14 protein-coding genes and 1 tRNA gene are annotated in these 15,189 nt (G+C 69.6%); 10 read left to right on the forward strand and 5 right to left on the reverse strand.

Annotation, left to right across the window (positions count from 1 at the left end; translation table 11 throughout):
* Positions 1-68 precede the first annotated feature (68 nt).
* Both N5079_RS15405 and N5079_RS15410 read left to right on the forward strand, forming a co-directional pair.
* A complete protein-coding gene (locus N5079_RS15405) occupies positions 69-395 on the forward strand; it encodes a PadR family transcriptional regulator (RefSeq protein WP_261584447.1) in 327 nt (108 codons plus the stop codon).
* Entirely contained in the window at positions 395-1,651 is a 1,257-nt protein-coding gene (locus N5079_RS15410) for an HAAS signaling domain-containing protein (RefSeq protein WP_261584448.1), read from the forward strand. The genes N5079_RS15405 and N5079_RS15410 overlap by 1 nt, the downstream gene beginning before the upstream one ends.
* Here the strand turns inward: N5079_RS15410 and N5079_RS15415 are convergent.
* Positions 1,645-2,850 (reverse strand): cytochrome P450 family protein, encoded by a 1,206-nt coding sequence (locus N5079_RS15415; protein ID WP_261584449.1) that lies wholly within the window; start codon positions 2,848-2,850, stop codon positions 1,645-1,647. The genes N5079_RS15410 and N5079_RS15415 overlap by 7 nt on opposite strands.
* 129 nt (positions 2,851-2,979) lie before the next feature.
* Between N5079_RS15415 and N5079_RS15420 the strand changes: the two genes are divergently transcribed.
* The 5 genes from N5079_RS15420 (at position 2,980) to N5079_RS15440 (ending at position 6,982) form a co-directional block, all read left to right on the forward strand.
* On the forward strand, positions 2,980-3,789 hold the full coding sequence (locus N5079_RS15420; protein WP_261584450.1) for a uracil-DNA glycosylase: 810 nt from the start codon (positions 2,980-2,982) through the stop codon (positions 3,787-3,789).
* Between the two features lie 472 nt (positions 3,790-4,261).
* A complete protein-coding gene (locus N5079_RS15425) occupies positions 4,262-5,590 on the forward strand; it encodes an NAD(P)/FAD-dependent oxidoreductase (protein ID WP_261584451.1) in 1,329 nt (442 codons plus the stop codon).
* 146 nt (positions 5,591-5,736) lie between these two features.
* On the forward strand, positions 5,737-6,330 hold the full coding sequence (locus N5079_RS15430) for an ACT domain-containing protein (RefSeq protein WP_261584452.1): 594 nt from the start codon (positions 5,737-5,739) through the stop codon (positions 6,328-6,330).
* Positions 6,330-6,863, forward strand: coding sequence for a peptide deformylase (def, locus tag N5079_RS15435; protein WP_261584453.1), 534 nt, complete (start codon positions 6,330-6,332; stop codon positions 6,861-6,863). Before N5079_RS15430 ends, def begins: the two co-directional genes overlap by 1 nt.
* Before the next feature lie 46 nt (positions 6,864-6,909).
* Positions 6,910-6,982, forward strand: a tRNA-Leu gene (locus tag N5079_RS15440).
* A 328-nt stretch (positions 6,983-7,310) separates the two neighbouring features.
* Here the strand turns inward: N5079_RS15440 and N5079_RS15445 are convergent.
* Positions 7,311-8,801, reverse strand: coding sequence for a sensor histidine kinase (locus N5079_RS15445; RefSeq protein WP_261584454.1), 1,491 nt, complete (start codon positions 8,799-8,801; stop codon positions 7,311-7,313).
* A 435-nt stretch (positions 8,802-9,236) separates the two neighbouring features.
* Between N5079_RS15445 and N5079_RS15450 the strand changes: the two genes are divergently transcribed.
* The 3 genes from N5079_RS15450 to N5079_RS15460 all read left to right on the forward strand — a co-directional run bounded on the left by N5079_RS15450 (position 9,237) and on the right by N5079_RS15460 (position 10,922).
* Positions 9,237-10,022 carry a Bax inhibitor-1/YccA family protein gene (locus N5079_RS15450; RefSeq protein WP_261584455.1) on the forward strand — a complete coding sequence of 262 codons (786 nt, stop codon included), beginning with the start codon at positions 9,237-9,239 and terminating at the stop codon, positions 10,020-10,022.
* 189 nt (positions 10,023-10,211) lie between these two features.
* Positions 10,212-10,430, forward strand: a complete 219-nt coding sequence (locus tag N5079_RS15455) for a DUF4287 domain-containing protein (RefSeq protein WP_261584456.1) — start codon at positions 10,212-10,214, stop codon at positions 10,428-10,430.
* An 81-nt stretch (positions 10,431-10,511) separates the two neighbouring features.
* Complete coding sequence (locus tag N5079_RS15460) at positions 10,512-10,922, forward strand: PPOX class F420-dependent oxidoreductase (protein WP_261584457.1); 411 nt, start codon at positions 10,512-10,514, stop codon at positions 10,920-10,922.
* Between the two features lie 237 nt (positions 10,923-11,159).
* Here the strand turns inward: N5079_RS15460 and N5079_RS15465 are convergent, their stop codons facing one another.
* The 3 genes from N5079_RS15465 to N5079_RS15475 form a co-directional block, all read right to left on the reverse strand.
* The gene (locus N5079_RS15465) at positions 11,160-12,380 is read right to left on the reverse strand and encodes an acetyl-CoA C-acetyltransferase (RefSeq protein WP_261584458.1); all 1,221 of its coding nucleotides are present in this window, start codon (positions 12,378-12,380) and stop codon (positions 11,160-11,162) included.
* Between the two features lie 289 nt (positions 12,381-12,669).
* Positions 12,670-14,064: a PQQ-like beta-propeller repeat protein gene (locus tag N5079_RS15470; protein ID WP_261584459.1), complete on the reverse strand. Its 1,395-nt coding sequence runs from the start codon at positions 14,062-14,064 to the stop codon at positions 12,670-12,672.
* 47 nt (positions 14,065-14,111) lie between these two features.
* On the reverse strand, positions 14,112-15,086 hold the full coding sequence (locus tag N5079_RS15475; protein WP_261584460.1) for an SGNH/GDSL hydrolase family protein: 975 nt from the start codon (positions 15,084-15,086) through the stop codon (positions 14,112-14,114).
* Positions 15,087-15,189 lie beyond the last annotated feature (103 nt).

The following is a 15,189-nucleotide window of genomic DNA, read 5'->3' on the forward strand; positions in this document are numbered from 1 at the left end:
GCTTCTCCTGTGAGGCTGATCCGCGAAGGTGTGGCAGCTATTACGCATTGCGTAGTAGTGTGCCATGCGTGGATAGCAGCCAGCTCCTGAAAGGCGTGCTGGACGTCGCCGTTCTGGCGGTGCTCAACGAACGCGACAGCTACGGCTACGACGTCGTGCGCCGCCTGCGCGAGGTCGGCCTCGAAGACGTCGGGGACGCCTCGGTGTACGGCACGCTCCGCCGCCTGTTCAAGGCCGGGGCCCTCAACTCCTACGTGGTGGCCTCCGACGAGGGGCCGCACCGCAAGTACTACGGCCTCAACGATGTCGGCCGCCTGCTTCTCGCCTCGTCGGCGAAGACCTGGGCGTCCTTCGCCGCCACCATGAACGACCTGCTCAAGGAGGTTGACGCCTGATGAACCCGCCGATGAGCCCAGGCGAGTACGCCCGTGCCGTACGCGACGCCCTGGCGGACCTGCCCGACAGGGACCGCGAGGAGCTGCTGGAGGACCTCGACGACCATCTCAGCGAGGTCGCCGCCGAGTCGGACGTGCCGCTGGAGGATCGCCTCGGCTCCCCGATCGCGTACGCCGCCGAGCTGCGGGCCGCCTACGGGGGCCGTCCCGTGGCGCCGCGCCGAGCCCCGCGATCAAGGGACCGGATCCGCTCAGCCACCCGAACGGCTCACGCCCGGCTGCTCGGCCTCCCGCCGTACCAGCAGGCGGCCGCGTTCCTGCCCGAGCTCCGGCCCGCCTGGTGGGTGTTACGCGGCTACGCCCTCGCCCTCGTCGTGCTGGGAACGCTGGGACCGGACGATGTCGTCCCCGGCAACCTCGTGGCGTGGGCGTTCACCCTCATGGTGATCTGGGCATCCGTATGGCTCGGGCGGCGGACCGTGAGCCGTGGAGTGCCCACCCGGCCGGCGCCCGCCGCTGGACAGCCCGAGCGCTGGGGAGCCGCGTCCGCCAGAGGATCCGCGTCCGCCGGAGAATTCGGGTCTGCGGGAGAGCGTGTGCCTGCGGGAGCTTCCGGGTCTGTGCGGGGACCGGCCTCCGGGCGGCGAAGGGTCCTCACCTGGCGACGGGCGCTGCTGCTGGGGATCAACGCGCTCGCGGTCGTGTGCGTGCTCTCCGGGATGGCGAAGGCCTCCGACGCCGGGGACGGGGACAAGGTCGCCTTCGCGTACGGCGGGCCGGGATCCCGCGTCCCGGTCGAGAGCGTCGCGAGCCTGGACGGGGGAGGCGTCTACAACATCTTCCCCTTCTCCGCGGACGGCACGCCGCTGAGCGACGTCCGGCTCTACGACCAGGACGGCAAGGCGATCACCACCGACCCCGAGATGTACGGCCAGGCGATCATCGCCCCGTGCGGGGGAGGGCCGATCATCCGCAACGCCTACCCGCTGCCGCTCAAGCCGGAGGTCGAAGCCTTCGGGGACGGCCCCGGCCCACTCCCGGAAGGGGCTCCGGCGTGCGTCACGCCGACGCCCTTCCCGTCGCCGAGCACGTCCCCGAGCCCGGCCGACTCCCCAAGCGGGAGCCCGAGCGAGACGCCGAGTGCCGGCCCGACCCTTGGTCCCAGCCCGACCTCGACGCCGATGCCCAGCCCGACGCCGAGCCCGACGCCGAGCTCGACGCCGAGCCCGAGCCGGACCGGGAAGAAGGGTCACTGACGCAGCCGGACCGGCAGCGAGAAGAGCCCGCGCATGATGGCGCTCGGCCACCACGTCAGCCCGGCCGGGTCGGCGGCGAGCCGTAGATCCGGGAACCGGCGAAGCACGGTCCCGATCGCGACCTCGGCCTCGACCTTGGCCAAGGCCGCCCCGATGCAGTAGTGGGGCCCGCGCCCGAACGCCAGGTGCGGTTCGCCGATCCTGCCGGGGGAGAACGCGTCGGGGTCGGGGAAGGCCGACGGATCCCGGTTGGCGGCCAGCAGGGACACCAGGATGGGGTCTCCGGGCAGCATCTCCTGCCCGCCGATGACGACGGGCTCGGTCGGGAAACGCCAGGTCGCGTTCCGCACCGGCCCGTCGTAGCGGAGCATCTCGTCGATGACGTCGGGAAGCCGTGAGGGGTCCGCGCGGAGGGCCGCCGCCTGGCCGGGGTGCCGCAGCAGCGCCAGCAGACCGTTGCCGATCAGCGCCACAGTGGTCTCGTGGCCGGCGATGAGCAGCAGGAACGCCGTGGACGTCAGCTCGTCGGTGTCGATCTCGCCGTCCTTCGAGCGCCTGACCAGGTCGGTCAGCAGGTCGTCGCCGGGGCGCGAGCGCTTGAGCTCGACCAGGTCGGCCAGGAACTTCTCCAGGGCGTCGGTGGCCCGCGCGATCTCCTCGACCTCGGAGGCCTCCGCCGAGTCGATCACCGAGGCGTGGCGGTGGAAGGTCTCCCGTTCCTCCTCCGGCACCCCGAGGAGGTCGCAGATGATCGTGATCGGCAGCGGGTAGGCCAGATCGGCGATCAGGTCGGCCTCTGGCCCGTCGAGGCGGTCGAGCAGGCTGTCGGTCACCTCCTGGGCGCGGGACCGGAGGCCCTCCATGCGCCGCGGGGTGAAGGCCGCGCTGACCAGCCGCCGCAACCGGGGGTGATCGGGCGCGTCCGCGTTGATCATATGGCGGGCGAGCGAGGGCCGGTGGTCCAGGGGAAGGCCGAGGCCCGCCGCGCGCCACTCGGGCGAGCCCGAGGCGGGGTCCTTGGACAGGGAGGGGTGCGTGAGCGCGGCCACCGCGTCCTCGTAGCGCGTGACCAGCCAGGTCTCGCAGCCCGGCAGTGGGACGCGAACGACGGGGGCGTTGCGCCGCAGCCAGTCGTAGGCGGGATAGGGGTCGGCGTCGAAGGACGGACCGAACAGCGGGGGGCATGAGTCGTCAGACACGGGCGGTACGTACCCACCTCATGTCCTGGAGAAAAGACGCTTTGCCCGCCTTCATGCGCCGGCGATGCGGCCGGGGATATGACTGGGCGCGTGGGCCTGGCGGCTGCCCGGGCTGGCACGATCGGTGTCATGAGTTCCGTACCTCCCGGATCCGGCTGGCCGGACGACCCCGCCAGGCCGGACACCCCCGTCGCCCACGATGCCGTGGAGGTCGCCAAGCTCGCGGCCGACAGCCGTACGCCGGCGGAGCTGACGGCCCGGCAGTCGGTCTGCCGGGCCTGCCCCCGGCTCGTGGAGTGGCGGGAGACCGTCGCCGACGTCAAGCGACGGGCCTTCGCCGGCGAGACCTACTGGGGGCGCCCCGTCGCAGGGTGGGGGGACGATAACCCGCACACGCTCATCGTCGGGCTGGCCCCGGCCGCCCACGGTGGGAACCGTACCGGCCGGATCTTCACGGGCGACCGCAGCGGCGACTGGCTGTTCGCGTCGCTCTACCGGACCGGCCTCGCCGTACAGGAGACGAGCACGCACGCGGGGGACGGCCAGCGGCTCGTCGGCGCACGCATGATGGCGGCGGTCCGGTGCGCGCCGCCCGCGAACAAGCCCACGCCGGAGGAGCGCGACGCCTGCTTCCCGTGGCTCTCCAGGGAGCTCGCCCTGGCCGCGCCGTCCACTCGGGTGGTCGTGGCCCTCGGGGGGTTCGCCTGGCAGGCCGTCTGGCCCGCTCTCCGGGACGCGGGTTTCTCGCTGCCTCCCCGCAGGCCGCCTTTCGGTCACGGGGTGGAGGTGCCCATCGCGTACGGCTCGGCGGCCGCGACCCTGCTGGGTTGCTACCACCCCAGCCAGCAGAACACCTTCACCGGGCGGGTGACGGCCGGCATGCTCGACGCGATCTTCACGAGGGCCCTCGTGCTCGCCACCGCCCAACCACCGGCGTGATCATGCAGAGGTTCCCGCACCTGCGGGCCGAGCTGGGCACTTCCGGTGCGTGATCTGGCAAACGTTCCTCGGATAGACCTCTAACGTGCGAACTTCCGATTCGTGATCATGCACGGGTTGCCGATATCCGACTGCATGATCACGAGTTGTCCCCTGCGAGGTCAGCGGGCGCCTACGGGAACCCGTGCATGATCACCTGCGACGGGTGCGCAGGCCTCGGCATTGCGCGGGAACTTGTGAATGATCACGCGGGGCATCACGGTGGCTGCGAGGGGCTTGTGAACCGTTTCACGAGTGTGAAGTGCGTCACGGACGGAAGTTCGGTGAAATTTTCGCCGTAAAACCAGCGCTGATGTGGCTAAAGGCGCAAATCTCGTCAAAGTTACGCCATGGGGGGATTGGTGCTGTCGCCTGCCCGTGACGTAGCCTTGTGAATGCTTTCACAAGCCATCAGGCACGAAGGGCATCCGTGGTGAACCGCAAGTCGAAGCACATCGTCATCGTCGGCGGTGGATACGTGGGCCTCTACACCGGCCTGCGCCTCCAGCGCACGCTTCGCCGTGAGCTGCGCGACGGGAGCGTGCGGATCACGCTCATCGACCCGCAGTCCTACATGACCTACCAGCCGTTCCTTCCCGAAGCCGCGGCGGGCAACATCTCGCCGCGCCACGTCGTGGCCCCGCTCCGCCGGGTGCTGCCCAAGGTCCGGATCCTCAACGGCAAGGTCTCCAAGGTGCACCACGAGGCCAGGACCGTGACCTTCGAGCCTGCCGTCGGCCACTCGCGGGAGATCGAGTACGACGTCATCGTCATGGCCGCCGGTTCCATCTCGCGGACGCTGCCGATTCCCGGCCTGGCGGACTCCGCCATCGGCTTCAAGACCGTCGGTGAGGCCATCGCGCTGCGCAACCGCGTCCTGGCCCTCCTCGACCGGGCCGAGTCGACCGATGACGAGGACGTGCGCCGCCGCGCGCTGACCTTCGTCGTGGTCGGCGGCGGTTTCGCGGGCATCGAGGCCCTCGCCGAGCTCGAGGACATGACCGAGGATTCGATCAAGTACTACCCGAGCATCGAGAAGAAGGACCTGCGCTGGGTCCTGATCGAGGCGAGCAACCGCATCCTGCCCGAGGTCGGCCCGGAGATGGGCGAGTGGACCGCCGAGCAGCTCCGCGAGCGCGGCATCGAGCTCAAGATGGAGACGCTGCTCCAGTCCTGCGAAGGCGGGCTCGTCAGGACCTCGGACGGCGACGAGTTCGAGGCGGCCACGATCGTGTGGACCGCCGGCGTCAAGCCGAGCCCGGTCGTCAACTCCACGGACCTGCCGCTCGACGAGCGTGGCCGGATCAAGACCACGACCCGGTTAACCATCGCGGGTGTCAAGGGCGCGTTCGCCGCCGGAGACATCGCCGGTGTGCCGGATGTGACCAACGCGGGCCAGTACTGCGCGCCCAACGCCCAGCACGCCGTCCGCCAGGCCAAGGTCCTGGCCGAGAACATCACCGCGTACCTGCGAGGCGAGAAACTGAGGGACTACCGGCACAAGTACGCCGGATCGGTCGCCGGTCTCGGCCTCTACCGCGGTGTGGCGAACGTCTATGGGGTGAAGCTACGCGGGTTCCCGGCGTGGTTCATGCACAGGACGTATCATCTCTCGCGGGTGCCTACGGTGAACCGCAAGGTCCGTGTGGTGGCCGACTGGACGCTGTCGCTGTTCTTCAAGCGGGAGACCGTCTCGCTGGGCGAGATCGAGAACCCGCGCGAGGTGTTCAAGGCCGCCGCCGAGAGTGGTCGCAAGCGCTGACCATCGCCGTACGGCACGCGCCTCCACCGTGGGGCGCGTGCCGCGCCGGCACCCCGTAGCACGACGCCGGCCACCCCTTCGTCGGCAGTGCGGTCCGCATGTGACTGCGACGGAGGTGGTTCAGAGTGGGGCTCTACGCTGTAACGGTGATCGGACGGGATCGTCCCGGCGTGATCGCCGAGGTCACGAGGGCACTCGCGGACCGAGGCGCCATCGGCGACTCGTCGATGATCCTGCTGGGCGGCTATCTCGCCATGACCCTCGTCATCACGGCCGGCCTCGGTGCCGACCGTCTCGGGGAGGGGCTGACCGGGCGCTTTCCGGGCTACGCCGTAGGCGTCGCCGATCTGGTCGAGACACCGCTCGCGTCGGCGCACAACGGCGAGACGGCGAGAGCCGCGCGGGAGGTCGTGACGCCGGGCGTCGTGGGGGGCGCCCGGCCGATTCGAGGCCCCCAGGGCCTCGGGGTGGTGGAGACCATACGAACGGGGCTGGGCTACGTGCTCACCCTCCATGGCCCTACGCAAGGGGACGTGCTTCCCGTCCTCACGGGACTCCTCGCCGGCTCCGGCTGTTCCATCACTTCTCTGATCACCCGGGTCGTGGGAGATCTGCTGGTGCTCGTGGCCGATGTGGAATTGCCGGAGCGAGCCGACGTACCGTCACTTATGCGGGGCATGTCCTCGGCTCTGGACGATCATCGGATCGCCTTCCGGCCCGCCGAGCCGGCGGTGATCTGATGGAGGGTGACAGCCGTACGGCACTGTTGGAGGGGGTGGTCACCGCGCCGCATCCCGTGCTCGTGACGCCTGCGGCTCCGGTGGACGCCACCGACGCCGCAGTGGTCGCCGCCGCGGCCCGGATCCTGGAGGCCATGCGGAGCATCCCCGGATGTCTCGGCCTGACGGCTCCCCAACTCGGGTTGGGACAGCGGTTGATGTGCCTCGACGTCTCGGGACACCCGCTGGCCCGATCGTGCTCCGGGGAACTGGTGATCGCCAACCCCGAGGTCGTCGAGGCCGCTCACTGGGAGGTCGCCAGGGAGGGCTGCCTGTCGGTCCCCGGCCTCGCCGCCGAGGTCGCGCGGGCCGGCCTTGTCACGGTCCGCGGTGTACGGCCCGGCACGGGGGAGGCTGTGACGATTTCCGCCGACGGCTTCGAGGCCCGCTGCGTCCAGCATCAGATGGACCATCTGGACGGTCTACTCTTCCTGGACCGGGTCGCGGGCACCTGGGCCGTTCATGCTGTCCGGAAAGGGGGACAAGCGGCGTAAGGCCTAACCAGTTACAGATGAGTGATCCGTGGCATATGATCGCGGCGCCCCCGTAGCCCAATGGCAGAGGCAAGCCCCTTAAAAGGGCTGTTGTGCGGGTTCGAGTCCCGCCGGGGGCACTCGCCTCTGCATTCCCGCTTACAGCCCTGTGACCTGGTCTATCCGGCCGGTCGTTGCCAGCGTCGCGGTGTCTCCGTCTCCGCGCGGGGCTGATCGGCCACGGCAAGGCAGTACCCCACCTGTTGCACCCTTATGCCTGAAGTGCGGCAGTTTCTCGCGTCTCTTCTGGTCCGTCCCGGCGAAGTCCCCCTTCCTGACCGACCTGCTCGCCGGACCGGCGGCGCGGCGGGGAGCGATCGTCAAAGCCCGCGCGGCGCTGACGGTCGCCCTCGGCGCCGGAGGCCGCGACGCCGTACGCGACTGGTTCGGCAGGCTGTGACCCGTCGATCAAACCCGTCGATCAAACCCATGATCGAATCCGTTGATCTGACCCGTCGATCCGGACGTCAGCGCGCGTGAGTTCACGGGAGAGTTGCCCAGAGGCAGGTTCAGCACGAAGCGAGCACCGCCGCAGGGCGACTCGCCGACCCGCAGGGTGCCCTGGTGGGCCTTGGCGATGTCCCGGGCGATGGCCAGGCCGAGCCCGGTGCCTCCGCGGTCGCGGCTGCGGGCGGCGTCCAGCCGGGTGAACCGCTCGAAGATCCGCTCTCGCTGGCATGGCGGGATTCCGGTGCCGTCGTCGCTGACCGAGAGCTCGGCGTCGCCGCCGTTGAGGTGCACCTCGACCCGGACCGAATGCCTGGCGTGCCGCTGGGCGTTGTCGAGCAGATTGGTGAGCAGCCGGCCGATGTGGGAGCGGACGGCGCAGACCATCACTCCCGACTCCAGCCGCAGATGCACCCTCACCCGGTCGTTCCGCCGCAAGACCTCCTCCTCGACCAGCTCCGCCAGGTCCACCGGCTCCTTGTCGGTGAACTTGCTCGCGCCGACCCGGGCGAGCAGGAGGAGGTCGGTGATGATCGCCTGTAGCCGGTCGACGTCTGACAGAGCCCGGTCGAGCAGCTCCCGCAGATCGGTCTCGTCCGGGTGCAGCTGCGCCTCCTCCAACTGGGCGCGCAGCCCGGCGAGCGGCGTCCGCAGCTCGTGCGAGGCGTCCGCGGCGAACTGGCGCTGCTGCTGAAGGGTGAGCTCGGTCACCTGCTTCGCCCGCTCTATCCGCCCCAGCGTGCTGTTGACCGTCTGCGCGAGCCGGGCGATCTCGTCGTGGCCGGAAGGTTCGGCTATCCGGTTGCCGACGTCGTTGACGTTGATCGCGGCCAGCTCGGACCGGATGTCCTCCACGGGGCGGAGCGTGCGACCTGCGATCTTCCAGGTTCCCCACATAGTGAGCATGATCAAGGCAGCCACCTCCGCGGCGAATAGCGCGTTCAAGACCCCGGACGAGCCCGTCCCCCCAGAGGGACGCCCCGCGTAGACGACGAGGGAGTCGGCCGCCGGTTCGACCCTGAGGGCCGAGACGTGCAGGCATGTCTTCGGGTTGGCAAGGCAGGTCCGCAGGTCCTGATGTGGACGGTTGGACGGCGGCCACACCGAGGCCAACGGCGGCAGGGCCTTGGCCGCGGCCGACGACGCGACGACGCGACGATCGGGCGTCACGACCTGGACCAGGTCGATGCCGGCGACGCGCGGCACGATCGGGTCAGCCAGCTGTCCGAGGCGTGCGGCCGCCGCGGTCAGCGTGGCCTGCTCGCGGGTGTCCAGCCACGTGGCGTCGCCTGCCCCCTGGCGGACGATCATGCCGCTGATCAGGCCCATCGGGATCAGGAGCCCGAGGGCGAGCATGGTCACGAGGATGGTGATCCGGCCGCGGATCGACCGCGGGCGCAACCGTGCCAGAGGTGAGCGGACGCGTCTGGCGAGATTACGGATGGTGTCCACAACGCGGCCTCCTCCCACAGGACCATGTCTCCGTTGCCCAGAGTGCGGTGAGAGATCGTGACGCTTGTCTGTCTCCGTACGCCAGGTCGGCTGGATTATCGGACGGGCCTCTCAAGGTCTCCGTACGGCGGGCTCTCGCGAGATTGTCTCCTCGGGCGGAGCCGGCCGCCTTTCGTCCACGAGCACTACGGTAGCACTAGAATTGAACGACTCAAGTAAAAGAATCGTCCCAGTCTTGCGTCGTGGAGCATAGATTCCGCGGGGGGTGTCCTCGAAGAAGACATGCCGCCCCGGAAGGGCGGGGAACTCGTGCGCCGGGCTGATCGTTGGAGCGGGTGGTGGAGTGGCGAGATCCCTTGCCGGGGCCGTCACGCCCCGGGCACCATCCCGATATGAGCCGCGCAAGAGGCTGAGAAGTCGCGTCCTGGAGGCACGATGGAGAGCAGGAACCCCATATTCAGCCGGCGTGGGACGGCCGGTCAGCAGACATGGTCCACGCCGACGCCGAGCGTGCAGCAGCTGAACGACATGTACGGCACGCCGTCGTACGCGCCGCCGTCCGAGCGGACGATGACGATCGACGACGTCGTCGTGCGTGGCTTCATGACACTCGGCACGCTGGTCGTGTCCGCGGCCCTGTCGTGGTACTTCGACCTCGGCATAGTGATCGGCGGGCTGGCGGCGATCGTCGGCCTCGTGCTCGGACTGATCGTCTCCTTCCGCCAGAGCACGAACCCGGTTCTCATTCTCGGCTACGCCGTCTGCTACGGCATCGCCATCGGCGCGCTGAGCCAGGCGTATGAGGCCCGGTTCAACGGCATCGTCCTGCAGGCCGTCCTCGGCACGATGGTCGCCTTCGGCGGCACCTTGGCCGTCTACGCGCTGAAGATCTTCCGGCCCACGCCGAAGTTCACCAAGTTCGTGATCGCGGCCGGCTTCGGCGCCCTTGGACTCCTGCTCATCAACTGGATCGCGAGCATCTTCGTCACGGGCGGCCTCGGCCTGCGGACGGACAGCCCCATCGGCTGGATCTTCAGCGTGGCGATGATCCTGCTGGGCTGCTTCTTCCTGCTCCTCGACTTCAGCGAGATCGAGCGGAGCGCGCGGGCCGGCGTTCCGGAGCGCTACTCCTGGCTGATGGCGTTCGGCCTGACGCTGAGCCTGGTCTGGCTCTACCTGGAGATCCTCCGGTTCATCAGCTACTTCACGAACAACGACTAGCGTCCGTCTCCGGAAAGAGCGCTCCTCCTCGCCGAAGAGCGCTCTTTTTGTGCGCTATAGCAGGACATCGCGGCTCCGCGCGTAAATTTTGATCAACTTAACGTAACGAATCGATGTCTGCCAGGGTCTTGTCAATCACGGGCGCGTGATGCACTGTGACACAAAGCAGCCTTATCCGTGGAGGTGCCCATGTCGTTGAACCACTCACCGGAGACACAGAACAAGCTGATCGCACGCGTCCCGTCCATCACCGGCCGCGACCTCCCAGAGTGGTTCCAAGCCATCGACAACGGCCCATCGTTCCTGCGGTGCGAAGAGAGGGCCAACTGGCTCGCCGACGAGCACGGGCTGAGCCACGGCTACGCCGCCGCCATCGTTCTCGAGCACGAACGGCGCCGTCGCTTCTGACGACACAGCTTCTAGCGACACAACGGACACAGACGACGCACTCGCGCCCGCGCCGCACCGGTGCGGGCGCATCATTGTCTTATGGATCTCGATAAGGCGCGTGCGTTCGTCAGGGACAACCACCGCGCGGTCATGCTGACCTGGCACGCCGACGGGCGGCCGCAGATGTCCCCGGTGACCGTGGGCCTCGACAAAGACGGATATGTCGTCATTAGCAGCCGTGAGACGGCGATCAAGACCCGCAACAGCCGCAAGAACCCCCAGGTGCACCTGACGGTGATGACCGACGCCTTCTACGGCCCGTGGATCTACATCGAGGGCCAGGCGGAGATCATCTCGCTGCCGGAGGCGATGGACCAGCTGGTCGACTACTACCGGGGCATCAGCGGCGAGCATCCGGACTGGGACGACTACCGCGCGGCGATGGTCCGGGACAAGCGGGTCATCATCCGCGTCACCCCCACCCGCGCCGGCCCCGACTACCAGGGCTGATCCCGCCCCGCCGTGGTGGTGATTCCCGCCCCACCATGGTGGTGATCATGCACACCTTCCCCCGCACCTCACTCAACCAGCCTCTTGTTGGTGCGCGATCATGCACGAGCATGATCACGGCCAGGGTTGGGCCGGTGAGGGTGGCCGTCCAGGAACTTGTGCATGATCACCACCAGTGGGTGTGTGATCACCACCCGTGGAGGGGGCGCTGGGATCCCGCCGGAACAGAACGAGCTGCTAGGACAGGCGCTCCAGGACCATGGCCATGCCCTGGCCGCCGCCGACGCACATGGTCTCCAGGCCGATCGACTTGTCGTGGAACCGGAGGCTGTTGAGGAGCGTCGAGGTGATGCGCGCCCCGGTCATGCCGAACGGGTGCCCCACCGCGATCGCGCCGCCGTTCACGTTGAGCCGGTCGAGGTCGATGCCGAGCTCCTGGTAGGACGGGATGACCTGGGCGGCGAACGCCTCGTTGATCTCGACGAGGTCGATGTCGCCGATGGACATCCCGGCCCGGGCGAGCGCCTGCTTCGACGCCTCGACCGGCCCGAGGCCCATGATCTCGGGGGAGAGGCCCGTGACGCCGGTCGAGACGATCCGCGCCAGCGGGGTGATGCCCAGCTCGGCCGCCTTGGTGTCGCTCATCACAATCACGGCGGCGGCGCCGTCGTTCAGCGGGCAGCAGTTACCCGCGGTGACCGTGCCGTCAGGGCGGAAGACCGGCTTGAGCTGGGACACCGCCTCGTAGGTCGTGCCGGCCCGCGGGCCGTCGTCCTTGCTCACCACCGTGCCGTCGGGCAGGGTCACCGGCGTGATGTCGCTCTCCCAGAAGCCGTTGGCGATGGCCTTCTCCGCCAGGTTCTGCGACCGCACACCGAACTCGTCCTGCTCCTGCCGCGAGATGCCCTTCAGCGCGGCGACGTTCTCCGCCGTCTGGCCCATGGCGATGTAGACGTCCGGCAGCGCGCCGTCCTCGCGCGGGTCGTGCCAGACCGGCGCGCCGCCCTCCGCCGCCTTGTCGGTGCGGCCCTTGGCGTCCAGGAAGACCGGGTTCGTCGTTCCTGGCAGGGAGTCGGAGTTCCCCGTGACGAACCGGGACACCGTCTCCACGCCGGCGGAGATGAACACGTCGCCCTCGCCCGCCCTGATCGCGTGGAACGCCATCCGGGTCGTCTGCAGCGACGACGAGCAGTAGCGGGTGATCGTGGTGCCGGGCACGTTGTCCAGGCCGAGCAGCACGGACACGACCCGGCCCATGTTGTAGCCCTGCTCGCCGCCCGGTAGACCGCAGCCCAGCATGAGGTCGTCCACGTCGTTCGGGTCGAGTTGCGGCACCTTGGCGAGCGCGGCGCGGATCATCTGGGCGGTCAGGTCGTCGGGACGGATGTCCTTCAGCGATCCCTTGAAGGCGCGGCCGATCGGCGAACGCGCGGTCGCCACGATCACTGCCTCGGGCATGTCACTCTCCTGCCTGGTTTCCGGCCACCACGCGCAGAGTTCGGGCGGCCCTCCTCCGCAGGAGGTTACCCCTCGGTACGGCTCCCGCCACGCCCAGGCCCCCACAAAACAGAACTTTGTACCGGAGACGTGAAATTGCTTCTCCGAGGCCCACCAGTTGCGAGGGGCGCGGCTGTGTCTGGACTGAGAGCGCCCGGAGCGAGGAACGAGTGAGGACGCGACGAGGGAAGACGCGGCCTCAAGGGCGCCCCGAGCCCGCCTCGCCGAAGGCGAGGCAATCAAACACTGCTCAGCCGTACATGCCGGGGGTGGTGGCGGTGCCGTCGTTGACGGCGTGCAGGGCGCCCTTCTCGTCGCGCCAGAGGCGCCAGCCGTTCTGGCTGCCGGTGAACCAGGCGGGCGGGGCCGTGGAGGAGTCGATCCGCCTTCCGGTGGCGAGGTCGAATTCGCAGAGCGCGGCGATGGAGTAGAACCCGGGGGTCATCCCCGTGAGCGACAGGGGCTTGGGGTCGGTCACGCAGAACGACCAGCCGCTGGCGCCCTTCACCGGGGTGGGCTCGCCGGTCGTCAGGTCGAATGCGGTGCCGGGTGCGCCACGCTTGAGGAAGCCCAGTTTGTCCATGGCGTTCGGGAAGGCGAGCCACCAGCCCGAGCCGGGGACCTGGGTGGGCGTGATCTGCCCGAGGACGCGCCCGGTCTCTCCGTCGAGGCGGGCGAACCCGCCGTACTGGCCCTGCTCGTCGACCGGCCGGACCACGGGCGCGAACGCCGGGTTGCCGCTGGGGTAGACGCGGACGACCGAGGGGCGCATCCAGTCGACCACGCCGTCGTTGAGCTGTACGGAGAACAGGCCGAATGTCGAGGTCTGCTTGGTCTGGGGGTTGGTGTAGGGGGCGACGTAGCCCACCAGATTGTCCCCGGTCGAGCCGAAGGCCCATCCTCCCGACAGGTCGACGCCGGGGCCGAGCGCCTGCTCGATCGGGAGCTGCCAGATGACCTTGCCGTTCTTCAGCGAGTGGGCCTCCAGCACGGGGTGGGAGGCGAGCCGGAGCATGACGACGCGGGTGGGATCGGACCATTCCACCTCGGCGATGCCGGGCAGGTTCCACAGGGTCTTACCGGTCTGGGGCTCCAGGACGACGAGGCGGGCCGACGAGAGCGCGGTGTTCTCGGACAGGCAGACGTACGGCCCGCAGCGCTGGGGCCCGAAGGTCGACTCGATGGGCCGGGTCCACCGCTGCCGCCCGGTGCGGGCGTCTCGGGCGACCAGCGTCGCCTTCCATTTGCCCGCCGAGCCGGTCGCCGAGCTCGCCCCCGCCTTGGCGGGGTCGACCGCAACGACGACGGCCTGCCCGGTCCCGGTCCCGGTCTCGACGGTCGCGGGGGCCTGCACGCCCATGCCGGGGAGCCGCCCGACCATCGTCGCGGGGGAGGACCAGAGCTTCCTGCCGGTGGACAGGTCGAGGGCGACGGTCTCCAGGGTGCCGCCCGACGTCATCGAGGTCGCCGCCGCGACGCCGGCGGCCGCGGTGGCCCGGCTGACGGCGTTCACCTGGGCGTTCTGCCAGGCCCGCTGGGCGTCGTCGTGGGCGGCGTCACTGCCGGAACAGCCGGTGAGGACGCCGCCGGAGACGAGGGTCGCCGCGGCGAGCGCCAGAGCGGGTTTCGCGTGAGGCCGTGTCATGTCACTCCTACAGGGGGTGATGGACAGGCCGCGAAGGGTGACCGGCTCTAGCCGCTCGGCATCGGCCCAGGTCTCCGGCGAAGCAGCGCCGCCCATCGTCCATGGGGGCCGACCGCCCGGCCGGCGACGCGGGTCGCGGTGACCTCGGTGCCGGGTTCCTCCACGGCCATTGCCGCCAGAAGGTATTGCGATCCTTCGACGCGCGCGGGTTCCGGCTCGGGCCACAACTCCAACGCAGCGCATACAGACGGTAGCACTGCGTACGCGGCTTGTAGGTAACCTCGGGCAGATGGATGAAAACGATCAGGTCCGAACATCTCGGCCGGGTTGGTCTCGAACTCCGGTCCGAGGAGGTCGGCGAAGGCCACCGTCCTGCCGCCCGCGTCGATGACCGCGACGGTCTGCGCGGCCGCGAGCTGGCGCGACCATCGACGGCTGACCCAGCGCAGCGGCTGCGGGAGGGGCCTGACGGTCCCGAGGTCGGGGCAGGTCCCGACGACGACCTCCGCCCCCTCGTCGCGGAGCCTCCGCACGGCCTTCTGCAGGTGCCGTACGGCACGGGCCGGGGGGGTCGCGGTCGTGACGTCGTTGGCGCCGACGAAGACGACGGCGATCTCCGGCCGGGACTCGATGGCCTTGTCCACCTGGACCCCCAGGTCGGCGGAGGCCGCGCCGGACTGGCCGAGGACGCTGAGCCGTACCGGACGCTCGGCGACGGCGGCGAGGCCGCGCGCGATGATCACTGCCGGGGTGTCGGCCGGGTCGGTCAGGCCGAGCCCGACGGAGGTGGAGTCCCCGAGCACCACCATGCGGATCGGCTCGCCGGGGAAGTCGCCGTAGAGCCCGTCGGCCGGCGGGCCGTCCAGGCCGTGCGGCTGCCCGACGATCCTGCGGGCGACCATGGCCTCGGCCCTGAGCAGGCCGTACGTGACGGCTCCCAACGCGGTCAGGCCGCCTCCACCCAGTGCGGCGGCGGTGGCGATGCGGCGGGCGGCGCGCGCCGCGCCGGACGTCCAGATCACCCGCTCTCCCCCCGTGACGGTACGGTTTGAAATGAGAATCAGCCGGTCCCGGCCACCCCCACGGGATCGGCGGCCGGCAGGCTGACAAAGCTTAAGTTAACCA

Source organism: Planotetraspora sp. A-T 1434 (assembly GCF_025420585.1).
Lineage (GTDB): Bacteria > Actinomycetota > Actinomycetes > Streptosporangiales > Streptosporangiaceae > JAOEGB01.